This window comes from Pseudomonas sp. 2,4-D (assembly GCF_030418155.1).
Classification (GTDB): Bacteria; Pseudomonadota; Gammaproteobacteria; order Pseudomonadales; family Pseudomonadaceae; genus Aquipseudomonas; species Aquipseudomonas alloputida.
This window is the reverse complement of sequence record NZ_JAUHUI010000025.1, coordinates 61,112-78,271: the sequence shown is the minus strand read 5'-3', so window position 1 is coordinate 78,271 and position 17,160 is coordinate 61,112. Positions and strand designations below refer to the sequence as shown.

13 protein-coding genes, 1 tRNA gene and 1 pseudogene are annotated in these 17,160 nt (G+C 57.4%); all 15 read left to right on the top strand.

Features of this window, described 5'->3' with window-relative positions:
• Positions 1-99: pseudogene (locus QYE47_RS17890) on the top strand (elongation factor Tu); the annotation flags it as partial.
• A gap of 54 nt (positions 100-153) precedes the next feature.
• A tRNA-Trp gene (locus QYE47_RS17885) sits at positions 154-229 on the top strand.
• Positions 230-273: 44 nt separating this feature from the next.
• Entirely contained in the window at positions 274-642 is a 369-nt protein-coding gene (secE, locus tag QYE47_RS17880; RefSeq protein ID WP_014589473.1) for a preprotein translocase subunit SecE, read from the top strand.
• Positions 643-651: 9 nt separating this feature from the next.
• Positions 652-1,185 (top strand): transcription termination/antitermination protein NusG, encoded by a 534-nt coding sequence (gene nusG / locus QYE47_RS17875; RefSeq protein ID WP_003255501.1) that lies wholly within the window; start codon positions 652-654, stop codon positions 1,183-1,185.
• Positions 1,186-1,304: 119 nt separating this feature from the next.
• Positions 1,305-1,736, top strand: a complete 432-nt coding sequence (rplK, locus tag QYE47_RS17870) for a 50S ribosomal protein L11 (protein ID WP_003255500.1) — start codon at positions 1,305-1,307, stop codon at positions 1,734-1,736.
• The gene (rplA, locus tag QYE47_RS17865; RefSeq protein ID WP_003255499.1) at positions 1,736-2,431 is read left to right on the top strand and encodes a 50S ribosomal protein L1; all 696 of its coding nucleotides are present in this window, start codon (positions 1,736-1,738) and stop codon (positions 2,429-2,431) included. Before rplK ends, rplA begins: the two co-directional genes overlap by 1 nt.
• A 197-nt stretch (positions 2,432-2,628) precedes the next feature.
• On the top strand, positions 2,629-3,129 hold the full coding sequence (gene rplJ, locus QYE47_RS17860; protein ID WP_003255497.1) for a 50S ribosomal protein L10: 501 nt from the start codon (positions 2,629-2,631) through the stop codon (positions 3,127-3,129).
• A 76-nt stretch (positions 3,130-3,205) separates the two neighbouring features.
• A complete protein-coding gene (gene rplL / locus QYE47_RS17855) occupies positions 3,206-3,571 on the top strand; it encodes a 50S ribosomal protein L7/L12 (RefSeq protein WP_003255496.1) in 366 nt (121 codons plus the stop codon).
• A 220-nt stretch (positions 3,572-3,791) separates the two neighbouring features.
• Entirely contained in the window at positions 3,792-7,865 is a 4,074-nt protein-coding gene (gene rpoB / locus QYE47_RS17850; protein ID WP_003255495.1) for a DNA-directed RNA polymerase subunit beta, read from the top strand.
• A gap of 64 nt (positions 7,866-7,929) precedes the next feature.
• Positions 7,930-12,129, top strand: a complete 4,200-nt coding sequence (gene rpoC, locus QYE47_RS17845) for a DNA-directed RNA polymerase subunit beta' (RefSeq protein ID WP_014589475.1) — start codon at positions 7,930-7,932, stop codon at positions 12,127-12,129.
• A gap of 211 nt (positions 12,130-12,340) precedes the next feature.
• Positions 12,341-12,712, top strand: a complete 372-nt coding sequence (rpsL, locus tag QYE47_RS17840) for a 30S ribosomal protein S12 (RefSeq protein ID WP_003255492.1) — start codon at positions 12,341-12,343, stop codon at positions 12,710-12,712.
• A 106-nt stretch (positions 12,713-12,818) separates the two neighbouring features.
• A complete protein-coding gene (gene rpsG, locus QYE47_RS17835) occupies positions 12,819-13,289 on the top strand; it encodes a 30S ribosomal protein S7 (RefSeq protein ID WP_003246741.1) in 471 nt (156 codons plus the stop codon).
• 30 nt (positions 13,290-13,319) lie between these two features.
• Positions 13,320-15,467, top strand: a complete 2,148-nt coding sequence (fusA, locus tag QYE47_RS17830; RefSeq protein ID WP_003255490.1) for an elongation factor G — start codon at positions 13,320-13,322, stop codon at positions 15,465-15,467.
• A 27-nt stretch (positions 15,468-15,494) separates the two neighbouring features.
• On the top strand, positions 15,495-16,688 hold the full coding sequence (gene tuf / locus QYE47_RS17825) for an elongation factor Tu (RefSeq protein ID WP_010951775.1): 1,194 nt from the start codon (positions 15,495-15,497) through the stop codon (positions 16,686-16,688).
• Between the two features lie 141 nt (positions 16,689-16,829).
• The gene (gene rpsJ / locus QYE47_RS17820; protein ID WP_003186070.1) at positions 16,830-17,141 is read left to right on the top strand and encodes a 30S ribosomal protein S10; all 312 of its coding nucleotides are present in this window, start codon (positions 16,830-16,832) and stop codon (positions 17,139-17,141) included.
• Positions 17,142-17,160 lie beyond the last annotated feature (19 nt).

Sequence of the window (17,160 nt, the reverse complement as noted above, 5' to 3'; positions counted from 1 at the left end):
CTGATCAAGACCATCGCAATGGAAGACGGTCTGCGCTTCGCTATCCGTGAAGGCGGTCGTACCGTCGGCGCCGGCGTCGTAGCAAAAATTATTGAATAAGTAGTTGATTTACTTGATCAGGCCGGTATAATGGCCGGCCTGATACAGCGTTACAGGTCAGTAGCTCAATTGGCAGAGCGACGGTCTCCAAAACCGTAGGTTGGGGGTTCGATTCCCTCCTGACCTGCCATTTCACCTCGGTGTGATGGCTTTCTTCTTACAGGATCCTCCTCGATGACCCCCAAAACTGAAGCCCAAGAATCGCGTTTTGATCTGTTCAAGTGGCTGGCTGTAGTGGCTTTGGTGGTTGTTGGTGTTGTGGGTAATCAATATTACTCCAGCTCTCCAATCCTGTATCGCGTTCTTGTGCTTCTCGTCCTTGCTGCTGTCGCGGGCTTTGTAGCTCTGCAGACTGCGAAGGGCAAGTCGTTCTTTGCGCTGGCGAAGGAAGCTCGTACCGAGATTCGTAAAGTCGTGTGGCCGACCCGCCAGGAAACCACCCAGACCACGCTGATTGTCGTGGCTGTCGTGCTGGTTATGGCACTGCTGCTGTGGGGGCTCGATTCCCTGCTCGGCTGGGCGGTCTCCTTGATCGTTGGCTAAAGGTGTCCCGTGGCTAAGCGTTGGTATGTTGTGCATGCTTACTCGGGTTACGAGAAGCATGTAATGCGCTCCCTCATTGAGCGCGTCAAGCTGGCTGGCATGGAAGACGGTTTCGGCGAGATCTTGGTCCCGACCGAAGAAGTCGTCGAAATGCGCAACGGCCAGAAGCGCAAGAGTGAGCGTAAATTCTTCCCTGGCTATGTACTGGTCCAGATGGAGATGAATGAAGGGACTTGGCACTTGGTCAAGGACACCCCTCGCGTAATGGGCTTTATTGGCGGTACTGCTGACAAGCCTGCGCCGATTACCGATAAAGAAGCTGAGGCCATCCTGCGTCGCGTTGCCGACGGTAGCGATAAGCCGAAGCCCAAGACGCTGTTCGAGCCAGGTGAAGTGGTTCGAGTCATTGATGGTCCGTTCGCTGACTTCAATGGTAGTGTCGAAGAAGTTAACTACGAAAAGAGTCGCCTGCAGGTTGCGGTGCTCATTTTCGGTCGCTCTACTCCGGTGGAGCTCGAGTTCAGCCAGGTCGAAAAGGTCTAGGCGGACGAAGCATCCCATACCCCGCAGCCCTGTGTGCTGCGGGGTTTTGTCGTCACTGGGATAAAACGCAAGTCATCCGGGGAGCCATCAGGCGTTCGTACCCGATTTTGGAGTAGCTCATGGCTAAGAAGATTCAGGCTTACATCAAGCTGCAAGTTAAGGCCGGCCAGGCCAACCCAAGCCCACCCGTTGGTCCAGCTCTGGGTCAACATGGTGTGAACATCATGGAATTCTGCAAGGCCTTCAACGCCCGTACCCAGGGTCAAGAAGCCGGCCTGCCGACTCCAGTGATCATCACTGTCTACAGCGACCGTAGCTTCACCTTCGAGACCAAGAGCACCCCTGCCTCGGTTCTGCTGAAGAAAGCTGCTGGCCTGACCAGTGGTTCGGCTCGCCCGAACACCGTTAAAGTCGGTACCGTTACCCGTGCTCAGCTGGAAGACATCGCGAAAGCCAAACAGGCTGACCTGACTGCCGCTGACCTGGACGCTGCTGTACGCACCATCGCTGGCTCTGCCCGCAGCATGGGCCTGAACGTGGAGGGTGTGTAATGGCTAAGCTGACCAAACGCCAAAAGGCAATCGCCGAGAAAATCGAAGCAGGCAAGGCCTACAACTTCGAAGAAGCGGCAACTCTGCTGGCCTCGCTGCCTGCTGCCAAGTTCGTCGAGTCCTACGACATCGCCGTTAACCTCGGTGTTGACCCGCGTAAATCCGACCAGGTCGTACGTAGCGCTACCGTGCTGCCACACGGCACTGGCAAGACCGTTCGCGTCGCTGTCTTCACCCAGGGTCCAGCTGCTGAAGCTGCTCTGGCTGCCGGCGCTGATCGCGTAGGTATGGACGATCTGGCTGCCGAAATGAAAGGCGGCGACCTGAACTATGACGTCGTTATCGCATCGCCTGATGCCATGCGCGTTGTAGGTCAGCTGGGTCAGGTTCTGGGTCCTCGCGGCCTGATGCCTAACCCGAAAGTTGGTACCGTGACCCCAGACGTAGCCACTGCCGTGAAAAACGCCAAGGCTGGTCAGGTTCGCTACCGTACCGACAAAAACGGTATCATCCACACCTCCGTTGGCAAGATCGGCTTTGAAGCTGACAAGCTGAAGGAAAACGTTGAAGCCCTGATCGCTGACCTGAAGCGTATCAAGCCAGCTTCCTCGAAAGGCATCTACGTTAAGCGCGTTACCCTGAGCACCACCATGGGCCCAGGTCTGGTCATCGATCAGAGCTCGCTGAACGTGTAAGAACATGGCGGTGCGATCAGTCGCGCCGCCAGCAAAAATTGGGGTCCCTGCCTGGCGGGGGCTATCCAAGACCGTAGGCGGCGCAAGCCTTAAAACATCAGCCCACGCAGATGGTGCTCCCGATTCGTTACCGAATCAGACACCAAAACGACATCCGGCTTCGGCCAGATGAAACGGTAAAAACCAGGAGTAAACCCGTGGCAATTAAACTCGAAGACAAGAAGGCCATCGTCGCTGAAGTCAACGAGGCTGCCAAAGTCGCTCTGTCCGCTGTCGTGGCTGATGCCCGTGGTGTGACTGTAAGCGCAATGACCGGACTCCGTAAAGAGGCCCGCGAAGCTGGCGTATACGTACGTGTAGTGCGTAATACCCTGCTCAAGCGCGCTGTTGAAGGCACCGAATTCTCGATCCTCAACGACGCGTTCAAAGGCCCGACCCTGATTGCTTTCTCCAACGAACACCCGGGCGCTGCTGCTCGTCTGTTCAAAGAGTTCGCCAAGGGTCAGGACAAGTTCGAGATCAAGGCAGCTGCGTTTGACGGCAATTTCATTGCAGCGAACCAGATCGACGTGTTGGCTACCCTGCCGACCCGCGACGAAGCTATTGCACGACTGATGAGCGTTATTCAAGGCGCCACCAGCAAGCTGGCTCGTACTCTGGCAGCCATTCGCGACCAGAAAGAAGCTACCGCCGCCTAAGGCGTGCGAACTCTTTCAAAATCATACGTTTAATTTGATGGCTGCGTAGGCTGTCACCCCAATACAGGATTGAGTCATGTCTCTGACTAACGAACAAATCATCGAAGCAATCGGCCAGAAAACCGTTCTGGAAGTTGTTGAGCTGATCAAAGCAATGGAAGAAACCTTCGGCGTTACCGCTGCTGTTGCCGCTGCTGGCCCAGCTGCTGCTGCTGCCGTTGTTGAAGAGCAGACCGAGTTCAACGTTGTTCTGGTTGAAGCCGGCGACAAGAAAGTGAACGTGATCAAAGCCGTTCGCGAACTGACCGGTCTGGGCCTGAAAGAAGCCAAAGAGAAAGTCGATGGCGCTCCTCAGGTTGTAGCTGAAGGCGTTTCGAAAGAAGCCGCTGAAGACGCTAAGAAGAAGCTGGAAGAAGCAGGCGCTAAAGTCGAGCTGAAGTAATCTCGACCTTGCGATGCCAGCCTGAGCGTTGAGCGAAAGGCTGATGGCTGGTGGCTTATGCCACCGGCCTTTTTCCGTTATTGGTGGCCGGTCAGGCCGGTCCCGATAACGAGCTGCAAGACACCCATGTGGGTGGCGCAAACCAAGGGGTTTGCACGATTTTCTGGCTGCTCCCGCCGGGAGAAGCCAAACAAGCAGGTGACCAAGCTGGGGAACGCTGATGGCTTACTCATACACTGAGAAAAAACGTATCCGCAAGGACTTTAGCAAGTTGCCGGACGTCATGGATGTGCCTTACCTCCTGGCCATCCAGCTGGATTCGTATCGCGAATTCCTGCAAGCGGGAGCATCCAAGGATCACTTCCGCGACGTCGGCCTGCACGCGGCCTTCAAATCGGTATTCCCGATCATCAGCTACTCCGGCAATGCTGCCCTGGAGTACGTAGGCTATCGCCTGGGCGAACCCGCCTTCGATGTGAAGGAATGTGTCCTGCGTGGCGTGACCTTCGCGGTCCCACTGCGGGTCAAGGTGCGCCTGATCATCTTCGACAAGGAATCGTCGAACAAAGCGATCAAGGACATCAAAGAGCAAGAAGTCTACATGGGTGAAATCCCCCTGATGACTGAGAACGGTACCTTCGTTATCAACGGTACCGAGCGTGTGATCGTTTCCCAGCTGCACCGTTCGCCTGGTGTGTTCTTCGACCACGACCGTGGCAAGACCCACAGCTCGGGCAAGCTGCTGTACTCCGCTCGCATCATCCCTTACCGCGGTTCCTGGCTGGACTTCGAGTTCGACCCGAAGGATTGCGTGTTCGTACGTATCGACCGTCGCCGCAAACTGCCGGCCTCGGTGCTGCTGCGCGCCCTGGGTTACAGCACTGAAGAAGTGCTGAACACCTTCTACACCACCAACGTGTTCCACATTTCCGGCGAAAAACTCAGCCTGGAACTGGTGCCGCAGCGTCTGCGTGGTGAAGTTGCAGTCATGGACATCCATGACGAAACCGGCAAAGTCATCGTCGAGCAAGGCCGCCGTATTACCGCGCGCCACATCAACCAGCTCGAGAAGGCCGGCGTCAAGCAACTGGACGTTCCAATGGAATACGTCCTGGGCCGCACTACCGCCAAGGCTATCGTGCATCCGGCTACCGGCGAAATTCTCGCCGAATGCAACACCGAGATGACCACCGAGCTGCTGATCAAGGTCGCCAAGGCGCAGGTTGTCCGTATCGAGACCCTGTACACCAACGACATCGATTGCGGTCCGTTCATCTCTGACACACTGAAGATCGATACCACCAGCAACCAACTGGAAGCGCTGGTCGAGATCTACCGCATGATGCGTCCAGGCGAGCCGCCAACCAAGGATGCAGCCGAGACCCTGTTCAACAACCTGTTCTTCAGCGCCGAGCGTTACGATCTGTCCGCCGTAGGCCGCATGAAGTTCAACCGTCGTATCGGTCGTACCGAGATCGAGGGTTCGGGCGTGCTGAGCAAGGAAGACATCGTCGAGGTTCTGAAGACCCTGGTCGATATCCGTAACGGCAAAGGCATCGTCGACGACATCGACCACCTGGGTAACCGTCGCGTACGTTGCGTCGGCGAGATGGCCGAGAACCAGTTCCGTGTTGGCCTGGTGCGTGTCGAGCGCGCGGTCAAGGAACGCCTGTCGATGGCGGAAAGCGAAGGCCTGATGCCGCAAGACCTGATCAACGCCAAGCCGGTAGCGGCAGCGGTGAAAGAGTTCTTCGGTTCCAGCCAGCTGTCCCAGTTCATGGACCAGAACAACCCTCTCTCGGAGATTACCCACAAGCGCCGTGTCTCCGCACTCGGCCCTGGCGGTCTGACCCGTGAGCGTGCCGGCTTCGAAGTCCGTGACGTACACCCGACCCACTACGGCCGTGTGTGCCCGATCGAGACCCCTGAAGGTCCGAACATCGGTCTGATCAACTCCCTGGCGGCCTACGCCCGCACCAACCAGTACGGCTTCCTGGAAAGCCCGTACCGCGTGGTGAAGGAAGGCGTTGTCAGCGACGACATCGTGTTCCTGTCGGCAATCGAAGAGGCAGATCACGTCATCGCACAGGCTTCGGCCGCGATGAACGACAAGAAGCAACTGATCGATGAGCTGGTAGCAGTTCGTCACCTGAACGAATTCACCGTCAAGGCGCCGGAAGACGTCACCCTGATGGACGTTTCGCCGAAGCAGGTTGTTTCCGTTGCAGCGTCGCTGATTCCGTTCCTCGAGCACGACGACGCCAACCGTGCGTTGATGGGTTCGAACATGCAGCGTCAGGCTGTACCAACCCTGCGTGCCGACAAGCCGCTGGTAGGTACCGGCATGGAGCGCAACGTTGCCCGTGACTCCGGTGTCTGCGTGGTTGCTCGCCGCGGTGGTGTGATCGACTCGGTCGACGCCAGCCGTATCGTTGTTCGCGTTGCCGACGACGAAGTGGAAACCGGCGAAGCGGGTGTGGATATCTACAACCTGACCAAGTACACCCGTTCGAACCAGAACACCTGCATCAACCAGCGTCCGCTGGTGAGCAAAGGTGACAAGGTTCAGCGTGGTGACATCATGGCCGACGGCCCGTCCACCGACATGGGTGAGCTGGCTCTGGGTCAGAACATGCGCATCGCGTTCATGGCGTGGAACGGCTTCAACTTCGAAGACTCCATCTGCCTGTCCGAGCGTGTTGTTCAGGAAGATCGCTTCACCACCATCCACATTCAGGAACTGACCTGTGTGGCGCGTGACACCAAGCTCGGCCCAGAGGAAATCACTGCGGACATCCCGAACGTGGGTGAAGCCGCACTGAACAAGCTGGACGAAGCCGGTATCGTTTACGTAGGTGCTGAAGTTGGCGCTGGCGACATCCTGGTCGGCAAGGTCACGCCAAAAGGCGAAACCCAGCTGACTCCGGAAGAAAAACTGCTGCGCGCAATCTTCGGTGAGAAGGCCAGCGACGTTAAGGACACCTCCCTGCGTGTGCCAACCGGCACCAAGGGTACTGTCATCGACGTACAGGTCTTCACCCGTGATGGCGTAGAGCGCGATAGTCGCGCGCTGGCCATCGAGAAGATGCAGCTCGACGAGATCCGCAAGGACCTCAACGAAGAGTTCCGCATTGTTGAAGGTGCAACCTTCGAGCGTCTGCGTTCTGCCCTGAACGGCCAGGTGGTTGATGGTGGTGCGGGCCTGAAGAAAGGCACCGTGATCACTGACGAGGTGCTGGACGGTCTGGAGCACGGCCAGTGGTTCAAACTGCGCATGGCTGAAGATGCACTGAACGAGCAGCTGGAAAAGGCTCAGCAGTACATCGTCGACCGTCGCCGTTTGCTGGACGACAAGTTCGAAGACAAGAAGCGCAAGCTGCAGCAGGGCGATGACCTGGCACCGGGCGTACTGAAGATCGTCAAGGTTTACCTGGCAATCCGCCGTCGCATCCAGCCGGGTGACAAGATGGCCGGTCGTCACGGTAACAAGGGTGTTGTCTCGGTCATCATGCCGGTTGAAGACATGCCGCACGATGCCAACGGTACTCCGGTTGACGTCGTACTGAACCCGCTGGGTGTACCTTCGCGTATGAACGTTGGTCAGATCCTTGAAACCCACCTGGGCCTCGCGGCCAAGGGTCTGGGCGAGAAGATCGACCGCATGCTCGAAGAGCAGCGTAAAGCCGCTGAGCTGCGCGTGTTCCTGACCGAGGTCTACAACGAGATCGGCGGTCGTCAGGAAAACCTCGACGAGTTCACCGACGAAGAGATCCTGGCCCTGGCTAACAACCTGAAGAAAGGCGTGCCGATGGCTACCCCGGTCTTCGATGGTGCCAAGGAGCGCGAGATCAAGGCCATGCTGAAACTGGCCGACCTGCCAGAGAGCGGCCAGATGGTGCTGTTCGACGGCCGTACCGGCAACAAGTTCGAGCGTCCTGTGACCGTTGGTTACATGTACATGCTCAAGCTGAACCACTTGGTGGACGACAAGATGCACGCGCGTTCCACTGGTTCCTACAGCCTGGTTACCCAGCAGCCGCTGGGTGGTAAGGCGCAGTTCGGTGGTCAGCGTTTCGGGGAGATGGAAGTGTGGGCGCTGGAAGCATACGGCGCGGCATACACCCTGCAAGAAATGCTCACAGTGAAGTCGGACGACGTGAACGGCCGTACCAAGATGTACAAGAACATCGTGGATGGCGATCACCGTATGGAGCCGGGCATGCCCGAGTCCTTCAACGTGTTGATCAAAGAGATCCGTTCGCTCGGTATCGATATCGATCTGGAAACCGAATAACACGTGACGCGAAGGGGAGTGGGGCAGGTAATGCCCGCTCCCTGCTCCGCCAGGAGGAAAGGCCTTGAAAGACCTACTGAATTTGCTGAAAAACCAGGGTCAAGTCGAAGAGTTCGACGCCATCCGCATCGGTCTGGCGTCGCCTGAAATGATCCGTTCGTGGTCGTTCGGTGAAGTTAAGAAGCCGGAAACCATCAACTACCGTACGTTCAAGCCTGAGCGTGACGGCCTGTTCTGCGCCAAGATCTTTGGCCCAGTCAAGGACTACGAGTGCCTGTGCGGCAAGTACAAGCGCCTCAAGCATCGCGGCGTAATCTGCGAGAAGTGCGGCGTTGAAGTTGCCCTGGCGAAGGTTCGTCGTGAGCGCATGGCGCACATCGAGCTGGCTTCGCCGGTTGCCCACATCTGGTTCCTGAAGTCGCTGCCGTCCCGTATCGGCCTGCTGATGGACATGACCCTGCGTGATATCGAGCGCGTGCTCTACTTCGAGAGCTATGTCGTTATCGACCCGGGCATGACTACCCTGGAAAAGGGCCAGCTGCTGAACGACGAGCAGTACTTCGAAGCGCTGGAAGAGTTCGGTGACGACTTCGATGCCCGTATGGGTGCCGAGGCTGTCCGCGAGCTGCTGCACGCTATCGACCTGGAGCACGAGATCGGCCGCCTGCGCGAAGAAATTCCGCAGACCAACTCGGAAACCAAGATCAAGAAGCTTTCCAAGCGTCTGAAGCTGATGGAAGCTTTCCAGGGCTCGGGCAACCTGCCTGAGTGGATGGTCCTGACCGTCCTGCCAGTGCTGCCGCCGGACCTGCGTCCGCTGGTTCCGCTGGATGGTGGCCGTTTCGCGACTTCCGACCTGAACGACCTGTATCGTCGGGTGATCAACCGTAACAACCGTCTGAAGCGCCTGCTGGATCTGTCGGCGCCGGACATCATCGTGCGCAACGAAAAGCGCATGCTGCAGGAAGCGGTTGATGCTCTGCTGGACAACGGCCGTCGTGGTCGCGCCATCACTGGCTCGAACAAGCGTCCGCTGAAGTCCCTGGCTGACATGATCAAAGGTAAGCAAGGTCGCTTCCGTCAGAACTTGCTCGGTAAGCGTGTTGACTACTCCGGCCGTTCGGTAATCACCGTAGGTCCGACCCTGCGTCTGCACCAGTGCGGTCTGCCGAAGAAGATGGCCCTCGAGCTGTTCAAGCCGTTCATTTTCGGCAAGCTGGAAATGCGTGGTCTGGCGACCACCATCAAGGCTGCCAAGAAGATGGTCGAGCGCGAGCTGCCAGAGGTGTGGGACGTTCTCGCTGAAGTGATTCGCGAACACCCCGTACTGCTCAACCGTGCACCGACCCTTCACCGTCTGGGTATCCAGGCGTTTGAACCCGTACTGATCGAAGGTAAGGCTATTCAGCTGCACCCGCTGGTCTGTGCTGCATACAACGCCGACTTCGACGGTGACCAGATGGCCGTTCACGTGCCGCTGACCCTGGAAGCCCAGCTCGAAGCGCGTGCGCTGATGATGTCGACCAACAACATCCTGTCGCCAGCCAACGGTGAGCCAATCATCGTTCCGTCGCAGGACGTTGTACTGGGTCTGTACTACATGACCCGGGAAGCCATCAATGCCAAGGGCGAAGGTCGCGTGTTCGCCGACCTGCAGGAAGTCGACCGCGTATTCCGCGCAGGCGAAGCCGCCCTGCACGCGAAAATCAAGGTTCGTATCAACGAAACCGTGAAAGAGCGTGATGGCTCGGTGGTCAAGAACACCCGCATCGTCGACACCACCGTCGGCCGTGCGCTGCTGTTCCAGGTTGTGCCGGCAGGTCTGCCGTATGACGTGGTCAACCAGCCGATGAAGAAAAAGGCGATCTCCAAGCTGATCAACCAGTGCTACCGCGTGGTTGGTCTGAAAGAGACCGTTATCTTCGCCGACCAGCTGATGTACACCGGTTTCGCTTACTCGACCATTTCCGGCGTTTCCATCGGTGTTAACGACTTCGTTATCCCGGACGAGAAAGCCCGCATCATCGGTAACGCTACCGACGAAGTGAAGGAAATCGAGAGCCAGTACGCCTCCGGCCTGGTAACCCAGGGCGAGAAGTACAACAAGGTCATCGACTTGTGGTCGAAGGCGAACGACGAAGTGTCCAAGGCGATGATGGCCAACCTCTCGAAAGAGAAGGTCATCGACCGCGAAGGCAAGGAAGTCGAGCAAGAGTCCTTCAACTCGATGTACATGATGGCTGACTCGGGTGCGCGGGGTTCCGCAGCCCAGATCCGTCAGCTGGCCGGTATGCGTGGTCTGATGGCCAAGCCGGACGGCTCCATCATCGAGACGCCGATCACTGCGAACTTCCGTGAAGGTCTGAGCGTACTTCAGTACTTCATCTCGACTCACGGTGCTCGTAAGGGTCTGGCGGATACCGCACTGAAAACCGCTAACTCCGGTTATCTGACTCGTCGTCTGGTGGACGTTGCCCAGGATCTGGTAGTAACCGAGATCGACTGCGGCACCGATCAGGGCCTGGTGATGACGCCACACATCGAAGGCGGCGACGTTGTAGAGCCACTGGGTGAGCGTGTATTGGGTCGTGTCATCGCCCGTGACGTGTTCAAGCCAGGTACCGAGGACGTTATCGTTCCGGCCGGTACCTTGGTCGACGAGCAGTGGGTCGAGTTCATCGAGCTGAACAGCATCGACGAAGTGATCGTGCGTTCGCCGATCAACTGCGAAACCCGCTACGGCATTTGCGCCAAGTGCTACGGTCGTGATCTGGCTCGTGGTCACCAGGTGAACATCGGCGAGGCTGTCGGCGTTATCGCTGCCCAGTCGATCGGTGAGCCGGGTACCCAGCTGACCATGCGTACGTTCCACATCGGTGGTGCTGCAAGCCGTACCTCGGCTGCCGACAGCGTCCAGGTTAAGAATGGCGGTATGGTGCGTCTGCACAACCTGAAGCAGGTTGAGCGTGCCGACGGTAACCTGGTTGCCGTATCGCGTTCGGGTGAGTTGGCGATTGCTGACGAGTTCGGTCGTGAGCGTGAGCGCTACAAGCTGCCTTACGGTGCGGTGATTTCGGTCAAGGAAGGTGAAAAGGTCGAAGCTGGCGCCATCGTCGCCAAGTGGGACCCGCACACCCACCCGATCGTTACCGAGCTGAAAGGTACCGTGACCTTCGTGGGCATGGAAGAAAACATCACCATCAAGCGTCAGACCGACGAACTGACCGGCTTGACCAACATTGAAGTACTGGACGTCAAGGATCGCCCTGCCGCAGGCAAGGAAATCCGTCCGGCAATCAAGATGGTCGATGCTGCAGGCAAGGACCTGTACCTGCCAGGTACTGACGTACCTGCCCAGTACTTCCTGCCGGCCAACGCCCTTGTCGGTGTGGCTGACGGTGCTCAGATCGGTGTTGGTGACGTTATCGCGCGTATCCCGCAAGAGACGTCGAAGACCCGTGACATCACCGGTGGTCTGCCGCGCGTTGCCGACCTGTTCGAAGCGCGTCGTCCGAAAGAAGCCTCGATTCTGGCTGAAGTCAGCGGCACCATCGCATTCGGTAAAGAGACCAAGGGCAAGCGTCGCCTGGTGATCACTCCGACCGACGGTAGCGATCCGTACGAAGAGCTGATTCCAAAGTGGCGCCACCTGAACGTCTTCGAAGGTGAACAGGTAAACCGCGGCGAAGTTATCTCGGACGGCCCGAGCGATCCGCATGACATCCTGCGTCTGCTGGGTGTGAGTGCGCTGGCGAAGTACATCGTCAACGAGATCCAGGACGTTTACCGTCTGCAAGGCGTGAAGATCAACGACAAGCACATCGAGACCATTCTGCGTCAGATGCTGCGCAAGGTTGAGATCTCCGAGTCGGGCGATTCCAGCTTCATCAAGGGCGACCAGATGGAACTGACCCAGGTGCTGGTAGAGAACGAGCGTCTCGCTAGCGAGGACAAGTTCATCTCCAAGTTCACCCGAGTGCTGCTGGGTATCACCAAGGCCTCGCTGTCCACCGAGTCGTTCATCTCCGCGGCTTCCTTCCAGGAAACAACCCGCGTACTGACCGAAGCGGCGGTAACCGGCAAGCGCGACTACCTGCGCGGCCTGAAAGAGAACGTGGTCGTGGGTCGTCTCATCCCGGCCGGTACTGGTCTGGCCTACCACAGCGAGCGCAAGCGTCGCCGTGATGCCGACAAACCGCTGCGTGTAAGCGCCAGTGAAGTGGAAGCTGCACTGACCGAAGCGCTGAATTCCAGCGGTAACTAAGTACAGGGCAAGGCCCCGGCAAGCCTCGGGCGATCATCGGCGACATGAAATGTTGCCGATGATCGGGCGGGGAGGGCCGGGGCCTCGTCTTGACTGGGTGCAAGATCCTCTTTAGACTTTTGTACCCTTAAATTTGGTGAGGCTCCGTCTCGCCAATTTTTGGCTTTCTTGCAAGACAATAGAGTCGCAAGACAATCAGTGGAGCTAGTAGATGGCAACTATCAACCAGCTGGTACGTCAGCCGCGTAAGCGTTCGGTCGAGAAGTCCGACGTTCCTGCGCTGCAGAACTGCCCGCAGCGTCGTGGCGTGTGCACCCGTGTGTACACCACCACGCCGAAAAAACCTAACTCGGCACTGCGTAAAGTATGCCGTGTGCGTCTGACCAACGGTTTCGAGGTTTCCTCGTACATCGGTGGTGAAGGCCACAACCTGCAAGAGCACAGCGTCGTCCTGATTCGTGGCGGCCGTGTAAAAGACTTGCCAGGTGTTCGTTACCACACCGTTCGCGGCTCTCTGGATACTTCGGGCGTTAAAGGCCGTAACCAGGGTCGTTCGAAGTACGGTACCAAGCGTCCGAAGTAATCGGTCGTTTGCAGACATCCATTTTTTTGAGTCGATAAGAGTAAGGTCGGGCGTGGGTCGAATGACCTGGTCCCGGGCTAACCTGAAGACCGTTTGAGGGCTTATCATGCCAAGACGTCGTGTAGCAGCAAAACGTGAGATCCTTGACGATCCGAAGTACGGATCCCAGATTCTCGCGAAGTTCATGAACCACGTGATGGAAAGCGGCAAGAAGGCCGTAGCCGAGCGCATCGTTTACGGTGCCCTGGATACCGTCAAAGCACGCAAGAACAGCGACCCCCTGGAAATCTTCGAGAAAGCTCTCGACGCCATCGCTCCGCTGGTCGAAGTAAAGTCCCGTCGTGTCGGCGGTGCCACTTACCAGGTCCCGGTTGAAGTTCGTCCATCCCGTCGTAACGCTCTGGCAATGCGCTGGCTCGTAGACTACGCCCGCAAGCGCGGCGAGAAGTCGATGGCTCTGCGTCTGGCCGGCGAACTGCTGGATGCTGCCGAAGGCAAGGGTGCTGCAGTCAAGAAGCGTGAAGACGTTCACCGTATGGCTGAAGCCAACAAAGCGTTCTCGCACTACCGCTTCTAATTCAAGCATCAATCTTTTTGCGAGGGCTTTATGGCTCGTACTACAGCAATTAACCGCTACCGTAACATTGGTATCTGTGCCCACGTTGACGCGGGCAAGACCACCACTACCGAGCGGATCCTGTTCTACACAGGTCTGAGCCACAAAATGGGCGAGGTGCATGACGGCGCCGCGACCACCGACTGGATGGTGCAGGAGCAGGAGCGGGGTATCACCATTACCTCCGCTGCCGTTACCACCTTCTGGAAAGGTTCCCGTGGTCAGTATGACAACTACCGCGTAAACGTTATCGATACCCCTGGCCACGTTGACTTCACCATTGAAGTAGAGCGTTCGCTGCGTGTACTCGACGGCGCGGTCGTTGTATTCTGCGGCACCTCCGGCGTTGAGCCGCAGTCCGAAACCGTATGGCGTCAGGCCAACAAGTACGGCGTTCCGCGTGTTGTTTACGTGAACAAGATGGACCGTGCTGGTGCAAACTTCCTGCGCGTCGTAGGTCAGATCAAGAACCGTCTGGGTCACACTCCGGTTCCTGTTCAGCTGGCCATCGGTTCGGAAGATAACTTCCAGGGTCAGGTTGACCTGATCAAGATGAAGGCTATCTACTGGAACGACGACGACAAGGGTACTACCTACCGCGAGGAAGAAATTCCTGCGGATATGGTCGAGCTGGCTAACGAATGGCGCAACAACATGGTTGAAGCCGCCGCCGAAGCCACCGAAGAGCTGATGAACAAGTACCTTGAAGAAGGTGAGCTGTCCGTCGAAGAGATCAAGGCAGGCCTGCGCGCGCGCACCCTGGCCAGCGAGATCGTTCCGGCTGTCTGCGGTTCGTCGTTCAAGAACAAGGGTGTTCCCCTGGTTCTCGACGCCGTTATCGACTTCCTGCCAGCTCCGACCGAGATCCCTGCGATCAAGGGCATCCACCCTGACCTGATCGACGTGCCTAAGGACGAAGTCAAGCCAGAGCAGTTCGACGAGCGTCATGCTGACGACGACGAGCCGTTCTCGGCCCTGGCCTTCAAGATTGCCACCGACCCGTTCGTTGGTACTCTGACCTTCGTTCGCGTTTACTCGGGCTTCCTGACCTCCGGTGACTCTGTCATCAACTCGGTCAAAGGCAAGAAAGAGCGCGTTGGTCGTATGGTCCAGATGCACGCCAACCAGCGTGAAGAGATCAAAGAAGTACGTGCAGGCGACATCGCTGCTCTGATCGGCATGAAGGACGTCACTACTGGTGATACCCTGTGCAACGCCGACAAGCCGATCATCCTCGAGCGTATGGACTTCCCTGAGCCTGTGATTTCGCTCTCTGTAGAGCCGAAAACCAAGCAGGACCAGGAGAAGATGGGTATCGCACTGGGCAAGTTGGCTCAGGAAGACCCATCGTTCCGCGTCAAGACCGATGAAGAAACCGGTCAGACCATCATCTCCGGTATGGGTGAGCTGCACCTGGACATCCTCGTTGACCGCATGAAGCGCGAATTCAACGTCGAAGCCAACATCGGCAAGCCGCAGGTTTCGTACCGCGAGAAGATCACCAAATCCAACGTCGAGATCGAAGGCAAGTTCGTTCGTCAGTCGGGTGGTCGTGGTCAGTTCGGTCACTGCTGGGTTCGCTTCTCCGAGCCGGACGTGGACGACAAGGGCAACATCACAGAAGGTCTGGTGTTCTCCAACGAAGTCGTTGGTGGTGTGATTCCTAAGGAATACATCCCTGCGATCCAGAAGGGTATCGAAGAGCAGATGAAAAACGGCGTTGTTGCCGGTTATCCTCTGATCGGCCTGAAGGCCGCGGTATTCGACGGTTCGTACCACGACGTCGACTCCAACGAAATGGCGTTCAAGATCGCTGCTTCGATGGCGACCAAGCAACTGGCCCAGAAGGGCGGTGGCGTGGTTCTCGAGCCGATCATGAAAGTCGAAGTTGTAACCCCGGAAGACTACCTGGGTGACGTGATGGGTGACCTGAACCGTCGTCGTGGTCTGGTCCAGGGTATGGATGAGTCGGTCTCTGGCCGCGTCGTCCGTGCTGAAGTACCGCTCGGAGAGATGTTCGGTTACGCAACCGACGTTCGTTCCATGTCTCAGGGTCGCGCAAGCTACTCCATGGAATTCTCCAAATACGCCGAAGCTCCGTCGAACATCGTCGAAGCACTCGTTAAAAAACAAGGCTAATCCCCTTTAGGCAAGAGGTTCACTGTCGTGGCTAAAGAAAAATTTGATCGTTCCCTTCCCCACGTTAACGTCGGCACCATCGGCCACGTTGACCACGGTAAGACCACTCTGACCGCAGCTCTGACTCGCGTCTGCTCCGAAGTTTTCGGTTCGGCAGTCGTTGAGTTCGACAAGATCGACTCGGCTCCGGAAGAAAAAGCGCGCGGTATCACCATCAACACCGCTCACGTCGAGTACAACTCGAACATTCGTCACTACGCTCACGTTGACTGCCCAGGTCACGCTGACTACGTGAAGAACATGATCACCGGTGCTGCCCAGATGGACGGCGCGATCCTGGTTTGCTCGGCCGCCGATGGTCCGATGCCACAAACCCGTGAGCACATCCTGCTGTCCCGTCAGGTAGGCGTTCCGTACATCGTGGTCTTCCTGAACAAGGCTGACCTGGTAGACGACGCTGAGCTGCTGGAACTGGTCGAGATGGAAGTTCGCGACCTGCTGTCCACCTACGACTTCCCAGGCGACGACACTCCGATCATCATCGGTTCCGCTCGTATGGCCCTGGAAGGCAAAGACGACAACGAAATGGGCACTACCGCTGTCAAGAAGCTGGTAGAAACTCTGGATGCCTACATCCCTGAGCCAGTTCGTGCCATCGACCAGCCGTTCCTGATGCCAATCGAAGACGTGTTCTCGATCTCGGGTCGTGGTACCGTTGTTACCGGTCGTATCGAGCGTGGTATCGTCCGCGTTCAGGATCCGCTGGAAATCGTTGGTCTGCGTGACACCACCACCACCACCTGCACCGGTGTTGAGATGTTCCGCAAGCTGCTGGACGAAGGTCGTGCTGGCGAGAACTGCGGCGTTCTGCTGCGTGGTACCAAGCGTGACGACGTTGAGCGTGGCCAGGTTCTGGTCAAGCCAGGTTCGGTCAAGCCGCACACCAAGTTCACCGCAGAAGTCTACGTCCTGTCGAAGGAAGAAGGCGGCCGTCACACTCCGTTCTTCAAAGGCTACCGTCCACAGTTCTACTTCCGTACCACTGACGTGACCGGTAACTGCGAACTGCCGGAAGGCGTTGAAATGGTAATGCCAGGTGACAACATTCAGATGACTGTTACCCTGATCAAGACCATCGCAATGGAAGACGGTCTGCGCTTCGCTATCCGTGAAGGCGGTCGTACCGTCGGCGCCGGCGTTGTGGCCAAAATCATCGAGTAATCACTCGACCGATTGAAAAAACCCCCGCTCAGCGGGGGTTTTTTTTATTGGGTTGACACTAATTGGGGGCGTCTATAGAATCACGCCTCCTTTTAGCGGGCGTAGTGCGTCCGTTGGGAACAGCCTGGAGTCTGAAATCCAATGCAAAATCAGCAAATCCGTATCAGGTTGAAGGCTTTCGACCATCGCCTGATCGACCAATCCACCCAGGAAATCGTGGAAACCGCGAAACGTACTGGTGCACAAGTGCGTGGTCCAATTCCACTGCCTACCCGCAAAGAGCGTTTCACCGTTCTGGTCTCCCCGCACGTCAACAAAGACGCGCGTGACCAGTACGAGATTCGCACTCATAAGCGTGTTCTGGACATCGTCCAGCCAACGGATAAAACCGTTGACGCGCTGATGAAGCTTGATCTGGCGGCAGGTGTGGAAGTACAGATCAGCCTCGGCTAAGACTTCGGTCTAGTCGTGT